Origin of the sequence: Pleionea litopenaei (genome assembly GCF_031198435.1) — a bacterium.
Classification (GTDB): domain Bacteria; phylum Pseudomonadota; class Gammaproteobacteria; order Enterobacterales; family Kangiellaceae; genus Pleionea; species Pleionea litopenaei.
This window is the reverse complement of record NZ_CP133548.1, coordinates 3,231,042-3,248,642: the sequence shown is the minus strand read 5'-3', so window position 1 is coordinate 3,248,642 and position 17,601 is coordinate 3,231,042. Positions and strand designations below refer to the sequence as shown.

Below are 17,601 nucleotides of genomic sequence, written 5' to 3'. Positions count from 1 at the left end.
TTCGAAATTCAACCACTCTGAATCAGATAAATAAACTAACCTCTCGATTCCCATGGCTTTTTACTTTACTTATTTGAAGCAACGCATACCATAGGGCACCATGATCCACTAAAGCAGAACTCAATCTTGACAGATAGCGCTTTGGTAGCAGTCGCCTTACCAGTGCCTCTGCGCCGCGAATTTACCTATCAAACCACACTTCCGGCCCCCCTATCGGCTGCCGAGTCAAAGTGCCATTTGGTTCAAGAGAACTGATTGGTGTAGTAAGTGCTAACTTAGAAAACACACCATTAACCGAAACAGATCTCAAGTCAGTGATTGAAGTGATTGATACTCAACCCATTTTCACTGATCCGAACCTCTGGACTTTACTTATAAAAGCTAGTCATTACTATCACCATAGTCTGGGTGATGTACTAGCCACCGCTTTACCCAATGCACTTATCAAAGGAAAGCCAGCGAAATTAGAGCCACAAAAAACATGGCAAGTCACTGAACTCGGCAAGACTGACTATGCCATGATACCGGCTCGCGCCGTACGCCAGCGACAAGCCATGCAATATTTTATTGAAGCCGCCAATCCAGTCAGCTCAGAAGAACTCAACATTCAAGACATCAGTGCATCAACACTGCGCAGCTTAGCCAATAAAGGCTGGATAAACGCCCAATACTTATCCGAAACACCAGCCAAAGTTACGGTCGGTCAATCTCTAACATTAAATGATCAACAGCGCACCGCAGTCGATGCTATCAATGACTACCAAAACTGCTTTAAAACCCTTTTAATTGATGGCGTCACTGGGAGCGGTAAAACCGAAGTCTACTTACAGGCGATCGCCAAACAAATTGAACTGGGTCGTCAAGTACTCATACTGATCCCAGAGATCGGGTTAACCCCGCAAACGGTTCAACGCTTTGAGCAGCGCTTCGCGAATCAAGTTGGAGTGCTGCACTCGGGTCTAACTGACGGTCAAAGATTGACGACTTGGTTAAAAGCTCGAGAAGGAATTCTCAAGATCATTATCGGCACTCGTTCAGCAATATTTACACCAATGAAAACACTGGGCATGATCATTGTTGATGAAGAGCATGATCTATCGTTTAAACAGCAAGATGGGCTCAAATACTCGTCGCGCGATCTGGCCATTATGCGCGGCCAACTCACCAACATACCGGTTATCTTAGGCAGTGCAACGCCATCACTCGAGAGCCTACAAAATGCGCTAAATGATCGCTACAAGCACCTTATACTGACGCATCGAGCAAGTGGTCACCCTCCGCCCGCATTAACGTTACTCGACTGCAAAAATCAACCATTGATAGAAGGGTTCAGCCAGCCTTTACTGCAGGCGATCGAACGCCACTTGGCGGACCAGCAACAAGTATTGGTCTTTATCAACCGACGCGGATTTGCGCCGATTCTAATGTGTCACAAATGCGGTTGGATTGCTGACTGTAAGCGCTGCGACAGCTATTTAACACTGCATCAAGGAGCTTCCCACTCTTATCTGCAATGTCACCACTGTGGCCACTACCAAAAGCATCCCGATCATTGTCCAAAATGCCACGAAAAAGAGCTGATTTCTGTCGGCCAAGGCACTGAGCGCATCGAGCAGTTTCTAGCAAAGCGCTTCCCCGACTATCCGATTCAACGTATCGATCGTGATACCACTCGCCGCAAACAAGCGATGAGCCAATACATTGAAGCCGCAAAATCTGGATCAACGCGCCTGTTGGTTGGCACCCAAATGATTGCGAAAGGTCATCACTTTCCCAAGGTCACCCTAGTGGCTGTTTTAGATATTGATGGAGCCTTGTTCAGTAGTGACTTTAGAGCGCCGGAACGTGCGGCACAATTGCTCATTCAAGTCGCAGGAAGAGCTGGTCGAGAACTGACACAAGGTGAAGTAATGATTCAAACACATCACCCGGACCACCCATTGTTACGCTCACTCACTCATTTAAATTATCAGCAAGTGGCGAAAACGTTACTGCAGGAGCGAGCGGCTTCATTACTACCTCCTCACACTCACATGGCGTTAATTCGAGCCGAAAGCCACAACAAACAACAAGCGTTAGACTTTCTATCAGCTGCACGAGAGCGAATGAGCGCCACCAATAGTCAACTAGAACTGCTCGGCCCTGTCGCCTGTGCTATCAGCCGAAAAGCCGGTCGGTATCGCTTCCAATTATTGATTAACGCCACTCGACGCTCAGAGTTGCACCCGGCTATTTCGCAGATATTGCCCGATATAGAAAATTTACCTTTGGCGAGTCGCGTTCGTTGGTCTCTCGACATTGACCCACAAGACTTACTCTAGCAACCACCAAAGCAAAGCCGATTGGTCGCAGCTTTTTAATTTGCGTAGACTGCTAAGAAGGATAATTCGCTGCCTAGCCTCATTAAAACTTGGTGATATTCGAAAATCATCTGAAACCACGGCTAAAAAATTCTAATTTCGGCGAAATTACTTAGTTTTATCTATCGATAATCAGAATTTTTTCAAGGATAATAAGCCGATTATTTCAATTAAATTAAAGTTTATTAACCGCAATGAAAGACACGCTCGTCAATCTTCTCGAACAGGCCATAGCGCAACTAAAAAGCACTGGCGTACTCGCGCCCGACTTTTCGCCGAACCTTCAGGTTACTCACACCAAAGATAAAGCACACGGTGATCTTGCGACGAATTTGGCAATGCTTTTAGCTAAGCCCGTGGGCAAACCACCGCGTGACGTTGCCGAAATGATTGTCAACGCGTTACCTGACTCACCGGCTATTACCGAGGTGGTCATCGCGGGCCCAGGCTTTATTAACTTCTTTATGGCGCAAGCCGCCCAAAGCGCGATCGTGCAGCAAGTTATTGAGCAAAACGATCGCTTTGGACACAACAGTGACGGACAGAACCAAGCGGTTCAGGTGGAATTTGTTTCAGCCAATCCAACCGGGCCATTACATATTGGTCATGGCCGTGGCGCGGCGGTGGGAGACAGTATCTGCCGATTACTCAAAGCTAATGGTTGGTCGGTGACAGCAGAGTTTTACTACAATGACGCCGGACAACAGATTAATAATTTAGCCCATTCAGTGCAGGCTCGATGCAAAGGCCTATCACCCGACGATGAGCAATGGCAACCTGATTGGTATCAAGGCGATTACATCAACGATGTCGCCAATGACTATATGGCGAAAGCGGCGATCGATGCCGAAGATCAACATGTCGTCGGCAAAGGTGATATCGATGACTTGGATGCCATCCGACATTTTGCGGTCGCTTATCTCCGTCGCGAGCAAGATCTCGATCTTAAAGCCTTTGCAGTCAATTTTGATAACTACTTTTTAGAATCGTCGTTATATCAAGACGGTAAAGTAGAACAAACGGTGCAACGATTGATAGCTCAGGGATACACCTACGAAGAAGGTGGTGCCTTATGGCTTAAAACCACTGAATTCGGTGATGACAAAGATCGTGTTATGCGCAAAAAAGACGGTGGATATACTTATTTTGTGCCCGATGTCGCCTACCACCTCGATAAATACCAACGAGGATTTAAACGCGTCATTAATGAGCAAGGCGCCGATCATCACTCTACCATTACCCGCGTAAGAGCTGGCCTGCAAGCATTGAATATGGAGATCCCTGAAGGCTACCCAGATTACGTTTTGCATCAGATGGTCACCGTTATGCGCGGTGGTGAAGAAGTCAAAATATCCAAACGTGCAGGCAGCTATGTCACTCTTCGCGATTTAATCGATGAAGTGGGACGCGATGCTACCCGTTATTTCTTAGCGGCCCGTCGTGCTGAGTCGCAATTAACTTTTGATATTGAATTGGCCAAGTCACAAACCACTGACAACCCCGTGTTTTATATTCAATACGCTCATGCTCGAGTTTGCTCTGCGTTACGTAAACTCACTGAGCAAGAAAGAACCTTTGATATCAGCAATGGTCTGAATCATTTAGAGCAGCTCGATTTACCACAAGAAACCGATTTAATGGACAAAATGAGCCAGTTCCCTGACTTGGTAAGAAATGCAGCGAAACATTGCGAACCACATGTTATCGCGCATTACTTACGTGAGTTAGCTGCACTACTGCATGGGTATTATCAAGTTGGCTCTGATGATGACTCGAAACGCTGGATAGTCGAAGAGCAAAACTTGTGTGATGCACGTTTAACTTTAATCAGTGCAGTGAAACAAGTGCTTAAAAATGGATTAGACTTGCTCGGAGTCACTGCTCCACAAAAAATGTAGTTCTGATGCGAGTAAACACAACGAGCGGTTACGCTCGTTAGTACTCTCAACACAAAGAGACTCTACACTTAAAAGGACTCTAAACAAGAATAGAGTCTGAACAAAAAGAGAGTCTACGCATAAAGAGACTCTGATAGCAAAATATCTATTGAGCTTAACGAAAAGTCGAGCGAACAAAAATGATCTGCCGCCTGGGCGTAGACTCTGCGCCAGTCAGAAGAAGTAGACAGGACGGAATAATAAAGTTTATGGCTAGAGATTACGCAAAAAAAAGCGCTCCCAAAAAGCGCACTCGCAATGCAACTCGAAGAAAAAAACAAGGGTTCCCCACCGCAGCAGTTTTGGTTGTCGGCATGATCGTTGGTGGATTTGTGGCCTTTTTAGCTTATCTAAAATTTATTCCGCAAACAGGAAACACGGCCATCGAGTCTAAACAGACGGTTCAACCGACAACGAAACCTCAACCCAAGCCGCAACCCAAAGTTGAAGAGGTTCCGAAATATACTTTTCACGATATTTTAGAAGACAAAGAAGTCGTGATTCCCGAAGAAGAGCTACAGCGTCCTGAGAACAAAGTCTCAATGCAATACGTTATGCCATGTGCTGCATTCGGTGATGTTAAAAACGCCGATGCCCTAAAAGCAAAAATTGCGTTTTTGGGTTTTGAGAGCAAAATTCTTCCGATTGATACGAAAAGTCGCCGCTTGTACCGAGTGCAATTAGGCCCATTTTCAAGTAAGCGACAAGCCGAATCCATTCGCCACCGTTTACAAGAAAATGACATCAATGACTGTAAAATTTGGGGTAAGAAGCTTTAGCTTCCTACCCTTAATTTCACTCGATACTTGGCTTAGCTAGCGATCACCAGCTTTATTCCCTGCAATTGCAACTGAGCCTTCTCAATGTGTCTTTCGCAATCCTGTATTTGCTGTTCTAAACGAGTAATTTCATCTTCTCGAATAGCCGAATTGCGCTCACGTAAACGTCGTAGTCGTTCAATTTCACCGTTTAATGCTTCGTTTAATTTTGAACGCGCATGAGACTTAATATCAGCAACCTTGGTTTGAGAAAGTTGATGACTCAACTCAATCATCGGAGCAACCTGAGTTTTAACTTGCGCGACAATTTGTCTGGCTACTTTTCCTTTTAGAGGTTGGCTTAATTGATTAAGAGCACTATGACTCACTACCTTTGATAAATCTTTACCCGTCGCGTCGATTAAAAACCGTTGCGGTTTTGCAGATACATAGCGGCTGAGTTGTAATTTTTTCGGCGCTATCGATTCTAACGTGTAAAAAGTTTCTAGCAGTAACGTTCCAGGCTTCAATCCCTTAACAGAAATTGTGGTGACCGAAGTATTGCCTGCATCACTTTTCGCCAACATTTCCATCGACTCTGAGACCATCGGGTGCTCCCAGCTCAAAAACTCGATGTCGTCTCGCGATAAAGCTTTCATGCGATCGAGGGTAACCGTTGTCCCTTCTTCCTTTAAAGCAGGAAAATAAGAATGCTTCATTTGATCACTGGGCCTAACAATCCAACTCAGCGCTGAATGATCTTCGTAATCTACTCCAAACTCTTCTAACAAGCCTTCAAAGTATTTCGTTAACACCTCATGTTGTTCGTTTTCAATCAGTTGCTCAACCAACTCGTCAGCTTGCGGTTGACGACAAGAATTCAGCTCCAATAATTTGTTACGCCCGAGCTCTTGCTGTTGAACAATATCGGCTACCACCTTCTGTGTTTGCATAATTAACTCTGAGCGATCTTGAGTTAAATTCGTCATAGCCTCTAACAACGACGCTTCAAAACGGAGAAATACACTGTATCCGGCACTGAAACTTTGTTCGAACAAATTAAGACCCTTATGGTACCAGTCGAACAGTACATGTTGAGACGAGCCTTCAAGGTAAGGAATATGAATATTGATCGTCTGCGTTTGGCCGATACGATCCAAACGTCCAATACGCTGCTCAACCAAATCTGGGTTGGCCGGAAGATCAAATAGAACTAAGTGATGTGCAAATTGAAAGTTACGACCTTCACTGCCAATTTCCGAACAAAATAAAACTCTTGCACCTTCTTCGCGATCGGCAAAATACGCCGCCGCGCGATCTCTTTCTATGAGACTAAGTCCTTCATGAAAGCAGCTGCATTTTACTGCCAACTTTCGCGAGAAGTGTTGTTGTAAGGCTAAAGCGGTACTCGCATGATGTGCAATCACTAGAACTTTCTCATCACTCAGTTGCTCAAGCTTTTGCTCCAACCACTCAACTCGAGGATCGCGCTTGATCCAAACGTCAGGCACCAACTCAACTTCTGGCGTCAATCCAGCAATGCCGACATTTAGAGGATCATCGTCTTCGGGTTGGTAGATCTCTGGACAAGGCATCGGATAACTCTGTACCGACCGAATTGGGAAGTTATCTAATGAGCTACGCGCGTTACGAAACATCACACGACCATTGCCAAATTGATCCACTAACTGATCAAGTAACTTCTGTTTTATGCTTTCATCGAGACTGTCTGTAAGCGTCGAGTGAAGTTCGTTTGGCAGTAAACTCTTTAAGCGCTCTACATCGCTAAACTCAGTATCTTGTAATGCTTCAATTAGTTCACGATGATCGGTTTCCGCAGCGACTTCAGCTTTAAAGGCAGTAAGATCATGATAACGTTTCGGGTCTAGCAATCTTAAGCGTGCAAAATGGCTGTCTAAGCCCGCTTGCTCTGGCGTCGCCGTTAACAACAAAACACCTTCGGAGCGACTCGCTACCTGCTCAACTAATTGATAGTCCTCACCTGATGCCTGCTCAGACCAACGCAAATGGTGAGCTTCGTCGACCACGAGAAGGTCCCAGTCCGACACCAATAAATGCTGCTGCATGTCTGGCGACTCCATCAACCCATCAAGGCTCGCGATGATAAACTGTTCCATCGCAAAAGGATTCACCTCTTCATCATTATCAAGATCGCGAATCGGCTGCGCCTGCAATGCATCGAATCGCGGTTTGTCGTACAACGCAAAACGCAAGTTAAAACGACGCAACATTTCTACCAGCCATTGATGCACTAGACTGTCTGGTACCAAAATCAATACTCGCTCAGAACGGCCAGTGACTATTTGCTGGTGAATAATCATTCCAGCCTCAATGGTTTTACCCAGGCCAACTTCATCTGCCAATAGCACACGAGGTGCGGGTCGGTGAGCGACCTCATGGGCGATATATAATTGATGAGGTAATAGTTCTACTCGAGGTCCCAACAAGCCCTGCACAGGTGATTGTTGTAAGCGATCAAGATGAGCAAAGGTATCAAACCTCAGCTGGTAGCTGTCATCTGAGTCTATCTGACCATTTAAGAGGCGTTTTTCCGGAGCGTTAAATTGAACATAACAATTAAGGTGGAGCTCGGTGATTTGGTGTTGCTCACCGTTCGCATCTTCACCAAGATAGATCATTAAACCATTGAGCTCGTGGGCCTCAATGACTTGGAAGACTTGGTCATCCATATCTGAAATTCGATCGCCGCTTTGGTATTGAATTCGACTGACAGGCGCATTGTCGATCGCATAATGGCGCGACTCGTTCACAGCAGGAAAATAGATTTCCATTCGCCGACCTTCCACTGACTGAATCATCCCCAAGCCCAAATTCGACTCGCTATGACTCACCCAACGTTGACCCACCACCACTTGACTCATTTTTATTCACCGACGACCAGAAAGGGCGCGCATTCTACCATCGATGACGAGAATTTAAAGCCTTGAGTCCGCTATCTATCGCCCACCAAGTAAGATTTTTGGGTAGATAGCTGTTTCGAGTCGACGATCAGTAAATCAACAGCCCGACACACCCAAGCCTTGAATTCCAATATCTGATCCCCACTTATAGGCAACTGACCCACCAAGAGCAGCAGGAGTCTATTTTGGAACAGTTTCGAGGAACCACCATTGTCTCAGTCCGTCGAAAAGGACAAGTCGTCATTGGCGGAGACGGCCAAGTATCCCTTGGGAATACCGTAATGAAAGGCAATGCACGCAAGGTTCGCCGGTTATACCACAATAAAGTTTTGGCCGGATTTGCCGGCGGTACTGCCGACGCCTTTACGCTATTCGAGCGTTTTGAGGCCAAGTTAGAAATGCATCAAGGCAAATTACTACGAGCCGCTGTCGAGCTCGCCAAAGACTGGCGTACAGACCGTATGCTACGGCGCTTAGAGGCCATGTTAATCGTGGCAGACCACGAGCATTCATTTATTATTTCTGGCAACGGCGATGTGATTGAACCTGAATTAGAAGATGGCGGATTATTAGCCATTGGATCCGGTGGCGCCTTTGCTCAATCAGCTGCCAAAGCACTGCTCGAAAACACCGACATGGGTGCTAAAGAGATTGTTCAGGCCAGCTTAAAAATTGCCGGTGATATCTGCGTATACACCAACCAAAATTTAACCATCGAAGTCCTTGATTAACCGACTTTGAGAGCGAGAGAGTTCACTATGTCACACATGACTCCACGAGAGATTGTTCACGAATTAGATAAACACATTATCGGCCAAGATGCCGCTAAGCGCGCAGTGGCTATTGCCCTACGTAACCGCTGGCGTCGAATGCAAGTTGATGACCAATTGCGCAATGAAATTACTCCCAAGAACATTCTTATGATTGGCCCTACCGGGGTCGGGAAAACAGAAATTGCTCGGCGCTTAGCGAAATTAGCCAATGCACCCTTTATAAAAATCGAGGCCACTAAATTTACCGAAGTTGGCTATGTAGGACGCGATGTCGACTCCATTGTCCGTGATTTAGTCGATGCGGCGTTTAAAATGCTGCGAGAGCAAGAAGTTGAACGAGTAAAACCCAGGGCCGAAGATGCCGCAGAAGAGCGCATTCTTGACGCCTTATTACCGCCACCTCGGAGTATGGGCTTCGATACCAGCGATTCACAACCAGAGCAAGAGAGCGCCAGCCGACAACTGTTTCGTAAAAAGTTACGTGAGGGTGAACTCGACGATAAAGAAATCGAAGTCGATATTGCTGCGCCACAAGTTGGTGTCGAAATTATGGCACCACCTGGCATGGAAGAAATGACCAGTCAGCTACAAAACATGTTTCAGAACATGTCTCCAGGTAAAACTAAACGTCGGAAGTTGAAAGTTAAAGACGCGTTTAAGCTCATTCGCGAAGAAGAAGCGGAGCGGCTGATCAATTTAGACGACTTAAAAAACAATGCCGTTGACGCCGTTGAGCAAAACGGAATAGTGTTTATTGATGAAATTGATAAGGTGGCAAAACGCCAAGAAGCGTCCGGTGGTGATGTCTCTCGCGAAGGTGTACAAAGAGACCTATTACCGCTCGTCGAGGGTTGCACGGTCAGCACCAAGTACGGAATGATAAAAACAGACCACATTTTATTCATTGCCTCAGGGGCATTTCATTTGGCCAAACCGTCAGATTTGATTCCCGAATTACAAGGTCGATTGCCTACCCGCGTGGAGTTGAAGGCGCTATCAACCAATGATTTCATTCGTATTCTGACCGAGCCCGACGCCTCGCTCACAAAGCAATACAAAGCTCTAATGGCCACCGAAAATCGTCAGATCGAGTTTGCCGACAGTGGCATTCAGCGAATTGCAGAGATAGCTTGGCAAGTCAACGAGCGTACCGAGAATATTGGCGCTCGCCGCTTACAAACGGTGATGGAAAAACTGCTCGAAGACATTAGTTTCAGCGCCTCTGAGGTAGATGAGGCAGTGACCATCGATGCAGCTTATGTCAATCAACAACTGACTGACCTAGTTGAAGATGAAGATTTAAGCCGCTTTATCCTCTAAACCTTCTCTAAACTCACCATGGCGAGTGTAGCAACAGATGACGTTATGATCGAAAAGTTGCTACACTTGCGCTACCGAATCAAAACGCCTTGTCGTTGAGGTTATTTTTGTGACTCAAGCTCCACTCGATATAAAATTTCACCAAAAAAGCCAATATTTGGAAGTGATATTTGCTGAACATAGCTATCAATTTAGTGCTGAGTTTTTACGAGTATACTCACCTTCTGCCGAAGTTCGAGGACACGGCGGTGGTCCGCTAAAATTAGTGGCCGGTAAAAAGCAGGTTCGAATCACTAACCTGAAACCCGTCGGGCACTATGCCATTCAAATTACCTTTGATGACGGCCATGATTCAGGACTGTATACTTGGCAGACCTTTCAAGAACTTGGCGCCCAACAAGAGACCTTGTGGCAGAACTATTTAAACCGACTGCAACAAGAGCATGCTTCGCGCGAACCAAATAGCGAGCCCAAGTTTAAAAAGATAACTTAATTTCACACTTACATAACGGTATCCGCGAATGAGCGATAAAACACATTTTGGTTATCAAACCGTCGACGTTGAACAGAAACAGCATAAGGTTGCCGATGTCTTTCATTCTGTCGCCGCCAAGTACGATCTAATGAATGATGTCATGTCGATGGGTATTCATCGTTTATGGAAACGTTTTACCATTGAAATGAGTGGTGTGAGACCCGGACATAAAGTTTTGGACTTAGCCGGTGGAACAGGCGACTTAGCCATGAAGTTTGCAGACAAAGTGGGTGCTAGTGGCCAAGTCATTCTGGCCGATATCAACGCCTCCATGTTAAATGTCGGGCGCGATAAGCTCATCGACAGGGGTTATGGTGGAAGGATTGAATTCGCTCAAGTCAATGCAGAATCACTTCCTTTTGCCGACAATACTTTTGATGTGATCACCATTGGCTTCGGGCTGCGCAATGTTACTGATAAAGAGAAAGCATTGGCCAGCATGCAGCGCGTACTAAAACCTGGCGGTCGATTGCTCGTATTAGAATTCTCAAAGCCAGAATTACCGTTACTCAGCAAAGCTTACGATTTTTATTCTTTTAATTTACTTCCCAAAATGGGTAAATTATTAGTTAACGACAGCGACAGCTATCAATATTTAGCCGAGTCGATTCGAATGCATCCTGACCAAGAAACCTTAAAAAGCATGATGCTAGCGGCTGGCTTTGATGAAGTTGATTATCAGAACATGACCGGCGGCATCGTCGCTTTGCACCGTGGCTTTAAGTTTTAATTTTTCAACACTATGAGTAGCTTAAATTTAGCCCTCGCTACCGTGATTGAAAAGATGCTCAATCAAGTGATTGCGCTCGATTCCGATGTCTTGCATAAAGCTCAGCCATTGGCTGGAAAAACCATATGTCTCTCTCTTACTGACTGGGAACTTGAGTTTTGGCTAGCGTTTAATGAGTCGCCCATTGCCGGACAACCCATTGTAGCGGTCCACAGTCGCCTAGAGCACAGTGCCAATGTAACACTCAGTGGCACCAGCTTCGCTTTTTTTAATATGGCACAACAACAACGCGGCGGTGATGCATTTTTTACCGGTGAGCTACACTTTAGCGGTGAAATTAACACGGCCCAAACCTTTCAAGCATTTTGGCAACAGTTGGATCTAGACTGGGAGGAAGCTTTATCCAAATACACCGGTGATATCTTTGCTCATCAGGCAGGTCGATCACTCAAGCAGTTTCATCAGTTTGCCAAAAAAAGCTTTTTTACCTTTAAGCAAAACAGTCAAGAATACATGACCGAAGAGTTACTATTAACGCCAACGGTCAGCGAAGCAGACACGCTATTTTCTGAGATCGATGAACTAAAATCTGATGTCAGCCGCTTAGAAGCTAGAATTTCAGTCTTAACTAATAAAATGAGTTCATAGGAGTCGGCTTTCGGTATGACGTTTAAAAATCTGCGCCGAGCAATGACGATTAACCGAGTGTTGATCAAATATCGACTCGATGAGTATTTTAGCGATACTCCATTAAAACCCTTTATTCCATTGCTTCGACTCGTTGCATTGACGCGACGTTGTAACTCGCAAATTCCTCAAGGTCAACGTGTTAGAGAAGCACTCACGGAGCTCGGTCCTATCTTCGTTAAGTTTGGCCAAATGTTATCAACTCGTCGCGACTTACTGCCACCGGATCTCGCCGATGAGCTTATGTTATTGCAAGATAAGGTACCACCTTTTCCTGAACAGCAGGCCAAAGCAAGAATTGAACAACAATTAGGGCAGCCAGTTAGCGATGTCTTTAATGATTTTTCGGCAACGCCATTAGCCTCAGCTTCAATGGCTCAAGTCCACGCTGCGACCTTACCCAATGGAAAGGCAGTGGTCGTTAAAGTCATTCGTCCAGGCATTCGCGCACAACTTAAAAGAGATCTGGCACTGCTCCGTCAACTAGCTTCTTGGGTTGAAAGATATTTTAGTGAAGCAAAACGCTTTAAACCCAAACACGTTGTTTCAGATTATGAAGCAACGATCTATAACGAACTTGATTTACGCACTGAAGCGGCCAACACCTCTCAACTAAAACGCAACTTTGAAAACAGCGAGTTACTGTATATTCCAGAAGTCTATTGGGACTTAACCCGAGAAAAAGTCATGGTTCAAGAGCGGATTTATGGCATTCCAATTTCTGATGTCAACGCTCTCAAAGCAGCCAATACCGATATGCAAGAGCTGGCTCATCGTGGTGTCGAAATATTTTTTACTCAAGTCTTTCGTGATAGCTTTTTTCACGCCGATATGCACCCCGGCAATATATTTGTTGATGTTAGAGATCCCCAGAAGCCGGTTTACATTGGTATCGACTGTGGAATCATGGGCACGCTAGGCGCTAACGATAAGCGCTATCTTGCGGAAAACTTTGTCGCGTTTTTCGACCGTGATTATCGACGCATTGCCGAGCTCCATATCCAATCAGGTTGGATCCCCGCTGAGACGCCGGTTGAAGCATTTGAGTCGGCCATTCGAACCGCATGCGAACCAATTTTTGGTAAACCATTATCAGAAATTTCATTCGGCCACTTTTTAATTCAATTGTTCCAAGTTGCCCGACGTTTTAATATGGAAGTTCAACCCCAGTTGGTCTTGCTCCAAAAAACGCTTTTGTATATTGAAGGTCTTGGACGACAGCTCTATCCAGATTTAGATTTATGGGCGACAGCCAAACCCTTTTTAAAAGACTGGGTCAAACAGCAATATGGCGTAAAAGCGATAGTTCGACGACTTCGAAACAAATGGCCAACTTGGATTGAAGAGTTTCCAGAAATGCCCGAGAAGCTAGCACAGTTTCTTGAGCAGCAAAGCCAAACCAGTGAGCAGCTGGCTCAATTTCAACCGTTAATACAAGTTCAGCAAGCGCGACAGAAAAAAAATAGCCAAAAGCTCAACTGTGCATTAATTGGAACAAGTTTGGCCATACTAGCAACCGGCTTTGTAAGCACTTCACAACCTGCGTTCGCGATAACCAGTGGGGCAATTAGTGCGGTCTTTTTTATCCTTTCTTTAAGCCGTTGAAACCTTGCGTTAGCGCTCATAAACAGCAAATTACCGTAGACATGAGACCACATGAGCCATAAACTTGTAGACCGAAACGGTATGGCAAATGCGACCAACACTTTGAATACCAATAGGAGACGCTATGAGTGACTGCTTATTCTGTAAAATCATTGCTGGTGAAATACCATCAAAGCAGGTGTATCAAGATGAACAGCTAGTGGTCTTTCACGATATTGCTCCTAAGGCCCCTACTCATGTGTTGGTTGTTCCTCGTAAACATATACACAGTCTGGCTGAAGCTAACGCAGACGACAGTGAATTAATGTCACATATTATGCTTACACTACCCAAGCTTGCGCAGCAGCATGGCCTGAACGATGGTTTCAGAACCGTTTTAAATACCGGAAAAGGCGGTGGACAAGAAGTTTTTCATATACATTTTCACCTCCTCGGTGGCGGGCCAATGCCTTTCGCCTAAACATAGATTGAATGATAAGGAACTAGCAACATGATAAGTATGTGGCAGATATTGATCATCTTATTGATCGTCATATTACTCTTCGGTACTAAAAAACTCCGTAACGTTGGCGGTGATTTAGGCGCTGCAGTAAAAGGGTTTAAAAAAGGTATGAACGATGAAGAGCAAAATGACGCGCAAAAGAACTTGCCAAAAGAAGAAGACGTCATTGAAGGTGAAGTAACCGAAAAGCAAAAAGACCAAGAACATCGATAAGCTGCCTTTACTACCATGCCTTTCGATATTGGTTTTCTAGAGCTCTGCTTGGTAACAATTGTTGGTCTCGTGGTCTTAGGGCCTGAGCGTTTGCCTGTTGCTGCACGCGCTATTGGACGCTGGATTGGAAAGGCCCGCCGCGCCTTTAGCTCGTTCAAACAAGAAATTGATCGCGAGTTACAAATTGACGAACTTCGTCAGCAAATTAAACAACAGCAACAACAAATGGACGCATTTATGAATCGTCCTATGGATGAAAAAGACGCCTGAAGAGACACCTGAAGAGTTGCAGAAAAAAATTGCCGAGACTCGCCAGCAGTTTGAACGCGATAAACAACAGCAGACAGAGCACCATCAATCCATAGATAGTCAACCAGACGATGAGCTTGATGAGCAGTCAGGATGTGACAATCCAGTCGAGTTTGAACCCTTACCAAGAGAGCAACGCCAAGCGAACGAACCGACAGCGTCGGCAGAGAAAATTGCCCGTCCAAAGGACCATAGCGGTAACTAAGCATGACTGAACCACAATCGAATGCAGCAAAAGATGAGTCCCAAAATAGCGCTGCGGAAATGCCACTACTGGGTCATTTAGTAGAATTAAGATCACGTCTGTTAAAAGCAGTTATCACCATTGTTGTTCTCTTTTTAGGGCTGGTTTATTTCGCCAATGATCTTTACCTTATTGTGGCAAAACCTTTAATCGCCCATCTTCCAGAAGGCAGTGAAATGGTGTCTACCAGTGTCATTGCTCCTTTTTTCACCCCTTTTAAATTATCATTGGTACTGGCTTTCTTTTTAGCCATACCGGTTGTTCTGCATCAGCTATGGGCATTTATTTCTCCAGCGCTGTATCAAAACGAAAAACGTTTAGCGATTCCGTTATTATTCAGTAGCGTTGTGCTCTTTTACAGCGGCATGGTGTTTTGTTATTTTATTGTCTTCCCATTGATGTTTCAGTTTTTCCCATCGGTGATTCCCGAAGGCATTCGTTACATACCCGATATGACCGACAGCTTAAACATCATGTTAAAACTGTTTTTTGCATTCGGCGTTGCCTTTGAAGTGCCCATCGTCACTATGTTGCTTGTGTGGAGCGGAACGACCACTGTTGCGAATTTGAAAGAAAAGCGACCTTACATTATTGTCGGCGCTTTCGTCATCGGCATGCTCCTGACGCCGCCCGATATGATTTCACAAACCTTACTTGCCGTTCCTATGTGGATGCTGTTTGAGTTAGGGTTATTTCTAGCGACCTGGATAAAACCTTCACCCGCTGAAAAGCCTAGTGATGAAACGTAAACTCAACGCCATCTGGTTAAAACGACTTTTCAATATTTGGCCTCCCTACTTAGGCGCTGGATTAAAAGTTTTAGAGATCACTGAACAATGGGATTACGCCAGAGTTAAACTTCGCAAAGGACGTCTTAACAGCAATTATTTCGGTACCGCTTATGGCGGCTCGCTTTACTCTATGACTGATCCATTTTACGCCTTGTTATTAGTGAACCAGTTAGGCCGCGATTATATTGTTTGGGACAAGGGGGCGACGATTAAATATATTCGACCAGGAACCACCGATGTCTATTGTGAGTTCAAACTCTCGCCAGAAAAAGTGTTAGAAATAAAACAACTCACCGACCAACAAGAAAAGTACGAACCTGAATTCGAAGTAGACATCTTCGATGCCAATCAGCAGCTAGTTGCTAAAGTGACAAAGATTTTGCACGTTCGCCGTAAACGTTAATGTTTTTAACAATAGGAGTCGCCCATGAAAGGCTCATGTTTATGTCAGACAGTGACCTATGAGATCAAACCACCGTTTAAAATATTTCAATACTGTCATTGCAGTCGCTGTCGTAAATTTACTGGGAGCGCATTCGCGCCCAACTTGTTCGTTCCTCCTGCACAATTTAACTGGATAACTGGCGAAGAATACGTTGGTCGTTATGAAGTTTCTGATGCAAAGTATTTCGCTACTCAGTTTTGTCGGCAATGCGGCTCTTCGTTACCCTGGTTAGTACAAGGTGGCAGCAATGTGATCGTGCCCGTTGGTACATTAGACGAGTCACCAAATATTGAACCGCAAGGAAATATCTTTTGGAACTCGCACGCGAGTTGGTTTAAAGATGTGTGCGAACTTGATAAGCACGACGCTTTCCCGACGAAAAAGACGAAGTAACCGTTAGTTTTTTCGACGTAGATTCTTCAAACAATATCGCCAACACACTTTTGGTTGCTTTTCATTGCGGCCAAATTTTCAAGTGTCGTTCGCGCTATATTATTTAACGCATGTTCAGTAAAAAAACCTTGATGTCCAGTGACTAAAACATTTGGAAACGTGGTGAGGCGCATAAAAAGATCGTCCATAATAATGTCGGTTGAAAGATCTTCAAAAAACAAGTTTGCCTCTTCTTCATATACATCGATGGCTAAATAACCAAGCGTTCGATCTTTAAGTGCTTGATAGGCTGCCTCGGTATCAACTAAACCACCTCGGCTAGTATTGATCAAGGTAACACCGGGCTTCATTTGCGCTAACGATTCAGCATTAATCATATGACGATTAGTATCGGTCAACGGACAATGCAGAGATATTATATCGGCTTTAGCATAGAGTTCTGGCAAATCGATATAAGTCAGTCCAATGGAGTTTGCCCAAGAATGATCCGGCTGAATATCATAAGCATAGAGCTCGCAACCTAGTCCCTTAAAAATTTCGGCCGTTAACTTACCAATTTTACCGGTTCCGACCAAGGCTACCGTTTTCCCTCGAACCTCTTGCCCATTTAGTCCATACAACGAAAAATTACCTTCTTTCACGCGATTATAAGCTTTGTGCGTAGAGCGATATAACGTTAACAACATTGCCAGCACATGTTCGGCAACCGCTGTTGGTGAATAATCTGGAACTCGAGCGCAGCGCAATTTTAATTCTTTGGCGCTGTGCCAATCTAAATTATTGTAACCGGCACAACGCAAGGCAATAAATTGTGTTTTTCCTTGGCTTAACTGAGTGAGTACCTGTTTATTTAAACGGTCATTGACAAAAACACAAACCGCTTCATACTTCGCAGCTATAGCAACCGTTGTTTCATTCAATTGATCGTCAAAGAAATCCAACTCAAACGAATAGTCACGATTATGCTTAACAAAATATTCTCGATCGTAGGGTTTCGAACTAAACATCGCAACTTTCACCGATAACCTCCTGTTTCACCATCGTCGTTGCATCGACC

18 protein-coding genes are annotated in these 17,601 nt (G+C 44.9%); 16 read left to right on the top strand and 2 right to left on the bottom strand.

Annotation, left to right across the window (positions count from 1 at the left end; all coding sequences use genetic code 11):
• Window positions 1–179 precede the first annotated feature (179 nt).
• The 3 genes from Q9312_RS14605 to Q9312_RS14595 all read left to right on the top strand — a co-directional run bounded on the left by Q9312_RS14605 (window position 180) and on the right by Q9312_RS14595 (window position 5,076).
• Window positions 180–2,321, top strand: a complete 2,142-nt coding sequence (locus Q9312_RS14605) for a primosomal protein N' (protein WP_309204513.1) — start codon at window positions 180–182, stop codon at window positions 2,319–2,321.
• 233 nt (window positions 2,322–2,554) lie between these two features.
• The gene (argS, locus tag Q9312_RS14600; RefSeq protein ID WP_309201594.1) at window positions 2,555–4,258 is read left to right on the top strand and encodes an arginine--tRNA ligase; all 1,704 of its coding nucleotides are present in this window, start codon (window positions 2,555–2,557) and stop codon (window positions 4,256–4,258) included.
• A 248-nt stretch (window positions 4,259–4,506) separates the two neighbouring features.
• Window positions 4,507–5,076: an SPOR domain-containing protein gene (locus Q9312_RS14595; RefSeq protein ID WP_309201593.1), complete on the top strand. Its 570-nt coding sequence runs from the start codon at window positions 4,507–4,509 to the stop codon at window positions 5,074–5,076.
• A gap of 32 nt (window positions 5,077–5,108) precedes the next feature.
• Here Q9312_RS14595 and rapA read toward each other — a convergent pair whose 3' ends face one another.
• Complete coding sequence (gene rapA, locus Q9312_RS14590) at window positions 5,109–7,958, bottom strand: RNA polymerase-associated protein RapA (protein ID WP_309201592.1); 2,850 nt, start codon at window positions 7,956–7,958, stop codon at window positions 5,109–5,111.
• 224 nt (window positions 7,959–8,182) lie between these two features.
• Here rapA and hslV point away from each other — a divergent pair, with 224 nt between their 5' ends.
• The 13 genes from hslV (at window position 8,183) to Q9312_RS14525 (ending at window position 16,544) form a co-directional block, all read left to right on the top strand.
• Window positions 8,183–8,728 carry an ATP-dependent protease subunit HslV gene (gene hslV, locus Q9312_RS14585; protein ID WP_309201591.1) on the top strand — a complete coding sequence of 182 codons (546 nt, stop codon included), beginning with the start codon at window positions 8,183–8,185 and terminating at the stop codon, window positions 8,726–8,728.
• Between the two features lie 27 nt (window positions 8,729–8,755).
• Complete coding sequence (hslU, locus tag Q9312_RS14580) at window positions 8,756–10,090, top strand: ATP-dependent protease ATPase subunit HslU (RefSeq protein WP_309201590.1); 1,335 nt, start codon at window positions 8,756–8,758, stop codon at window positions 10,088–10,090.
• Window positions 10,091–10,199: 109 nt separating this feature from the next.
• Window positions 10,200–10,583, top strand: coding sequence for a gamma-butyrobetaine hydroxylase family protein (locus tag Q9312_RS14575; RefSeq protein WP_309201589.1), 384 nt, complete (start codon window positions 10,200–10,202; stop codon window positions 10,581–10,583).
• Window positions 10,584–10,611: 28 nt separating this feature from the next.
• Entirely contained in the window at window positions 10,612–11,355 is a 744-nt protein-coding gene (ubiE, locus tag Q9312_RS14570) for a bifunctional demethylmenaquinone methyltransferase/2-methoxy-6-polyprenyl-1,4-benzoquinol methylase UbiE (RefSeq protein ID WP_309201588.1), read from the top strand.
• Window positions 11,356–11,367: 12 nt separating this feature from the next.
• Entirely contained in the window at window positions 11,368–12,003 is a 636-nt protein-coding gene (locus Q9312_RS14565; RefSeq protein WP_309201587.1) for a ubiquinone biosynthesis accessory factor UbiJ, read from the top strand.
• 15 nt (window positions 12,004–12,018) lie between these two features.
• On the top strand, window positions 12,019–13,647 hold the full coding sequence (gene ubiB / locus Q9312_RS14560; RefSeq protein WP_309201586.1) for a ubiquinone biosynthesis regulatory protein kinase UbiB: 1,629 nt from the start codon (window positions 12,019–12,021) through the stop codon (window positions 13,645–13,647).
• Window positions 13,648–13,771: 124 nt separating this feature from the next.
• On the top strand, window positions 13,772–14,107 hold the full coding sequence (locus tag Q9312_RS14555) for a histidine triad nucleotide-binding protein (RefSeq protein ID WP_309201585.1): 336 nt from the start codon (window positions 13,772–13,774) through the stop codon (window positions 14,105–14,107).
• A gap of 30 nt (window positions 14,108–14,137) precedes the next feature.
• Entirely contained in the window at window positions 14,138–14,362 is a 225-nt protein-coding gene (gene tatA / locus Q9312_RS14550; RefSeq protein WP_309201584.1) for a Sec-independent protein translocase subunit TatA, read from the top strand.
• Window positions 14,363–14,377: 15 nt separating this feature from the next.
• Complete coding sequence (gene tatB / locus Q9312_RS14545) at window positions 14,378–14,632, top strand: Sec-independent protein translocase protein TatB (protein ID WP_309201583.1); 255 nt, start codon at window positions 14,378–14,380, stop codon at window positions 14,630–14,632.
• Window positions 14,616–14,876: a hypothetical protein gene (locus tag Q9312_RS14540; RefSeq protein WP_309201582.1), complete on the top strand. Its 261-nt coding sequence runs from the start codon at window positions 14,616–14,618 to the stop codon at window positions 14,874–14,876. Before tatB ends, Q9312_RS14540 begins: the two co-directional genes overlap by 17 nt.
• Before the next feature lie 2 nt (window positions 14,877–14,878).
• The gene (gene tatC, locus Q9312_RS14535; protein WP_309201581.1) at window positions 14,879–15,664 is read left to right on the top strand and encodes a twin-arginine translocase subunit TatC; all 786 of its coding nucleotides are present in this window, start codon (window positions 14,879–14,881) and stop codon (window positions 15,662–15,664) included.
• On the top strand, window positions 15,654–16,109 hold the full coding sequence (locus Q9312_RS14530; protein WP_309201580.1) for a DUF4442 domain-containing protein: 456 nt from the start codon (window positions 15,654–15,656) through the stop codon (window positions 16,107–16,109). Before tatC ends, Q9312_RS14530 begins: the two co-directional genes overlap by 11 nt.
• A gap of 24 nt (window positions 16,110–16,133) precedes the next feature.
• The gene (locus Q9312_RS14525; RefSeq protein WP_309201579.1) at window positions 16,134–16,544 is read left to right on the top strand and encodes a GFA family protein; all 411 of its coding nucleotides are present in this window, start codon (window positions 16,134–16,136) and stop codon (window positions 16,542–16,544) included.
• Between the two features lie 26 nt (window positions 16,545–16,570).
• Here the strand turns inward: Q9312_RS14525 and Q9312_RS14520 are convergent, their stop codons facing one another.
• Complete coding sequence (locus Q9312_RS14520) at window positions 16,571–17,563, bottom strand: 2-hydroxyacid dehydrogenase (protein WP_309201578.1); 993 nt, start codon at window positions 17,561–17,563, stop codon at window positions 16,571–16,573.
• Between the last annotated feature and the right edge of the window lie 38 nt (window positions 17,564–17,601).

Excerpts from the sequence above, each read along its gene's own strand:
- argS (WP_309201594.1), top strand. The coding sequence starts at position 2,555 with ATGAAAGACACGCTCGTCAATCTTCTCGAACAGGCCATAGCGCAACTA.
- Q9312_RS14595 (WP_309201593.1), top strand. The coding sequence starts at position 4,507 with ATGGCTAGAGATTACGCAAAAAAAAGCGCTCCCAAAAAGCGCACTCGC.
- rapA (WP_309201592.1), bottom strand. The coding sequence starts at position 7,958 with ATGAGTCAAGTGGTGGTGGGTCAACGTTGGGTGAGTCATAGCGAGTCG.
- hslU (WP_309201590.1), top strand. The coding sequence starts at position 8,756 with ATGTCACACATGACTCCACGAGAGATTGTTCACGAATTAGATAAACAC.
- ubiE (WP_309201588.1), top strand. The coding sequence starts at position 10,612 with ATGAGCGATAAAACACATTTTGGTTATCAAACCGTCGACGTTGAACAG.
- Q9312_RS14565 (WP_309201587.1), top strand. The coding sequence starts at position 11,368 with ATGAGTAGCTTAAATTTAGCCCTCGCTACCGTGATTGAAAAGATGCTC.
- ubiB (WP_309201586.1), top strand. The coding sequence starts at position 12,019 with ATGACGTTTAAAAATCTGCGCCGAGCAATGACGATTAACCGAGTGTTG.
- Q9312_RS14555 (WP_309201585.1), top strand. The coding sequence starts at position 13,772 with ATGAGTGACTGCTTATTCTGTAAAATCATTGCTGGTGAAATACCATCA.
- tatA (WP_309201584.1), top strand. The coding sequence starts at position 14,138 with ATGATAAGTATGTGGCAGATATTGATCATCTTATTGATCGTCATATTA.
- tatB (WP_309201583.1), top strand. The coding sequence starts at position 14,378 with ATGCCTTTCGATATTGGTTTTCTAGAGCTCTGCTTGGTAACAATTGTT.
- Q9312_RS14540 (WP_309201582.1), top strand. The coding sequence starts at position 14,616 with ATGAAAAAGACGCCTGAAGAGACACCTGAAGAGTTGCAGAAAAAAATT.
- tatC (WP_309201581.1), top strand. The coding sequence starts at position 14,879 with ATGACTGAACCACAATCGAATGCAGCAAAAGATGAGTCCCAAAATAGC.
- Q9312_RS14530 (WP_309201580.1), top strand. The coding sequence starts at position 15,654 with ATGAAACGTAAACTCAACGCCATCTGGTTAAAACGACTTTTCAATATT.
- Q9312_RS14525 (WP_309201579.1), top strand. The coding sequence starts at position 16,134 with ATGAAAGGCTCATGTTTATGTCAGACAGTGACCTATGAGATCAAACCA.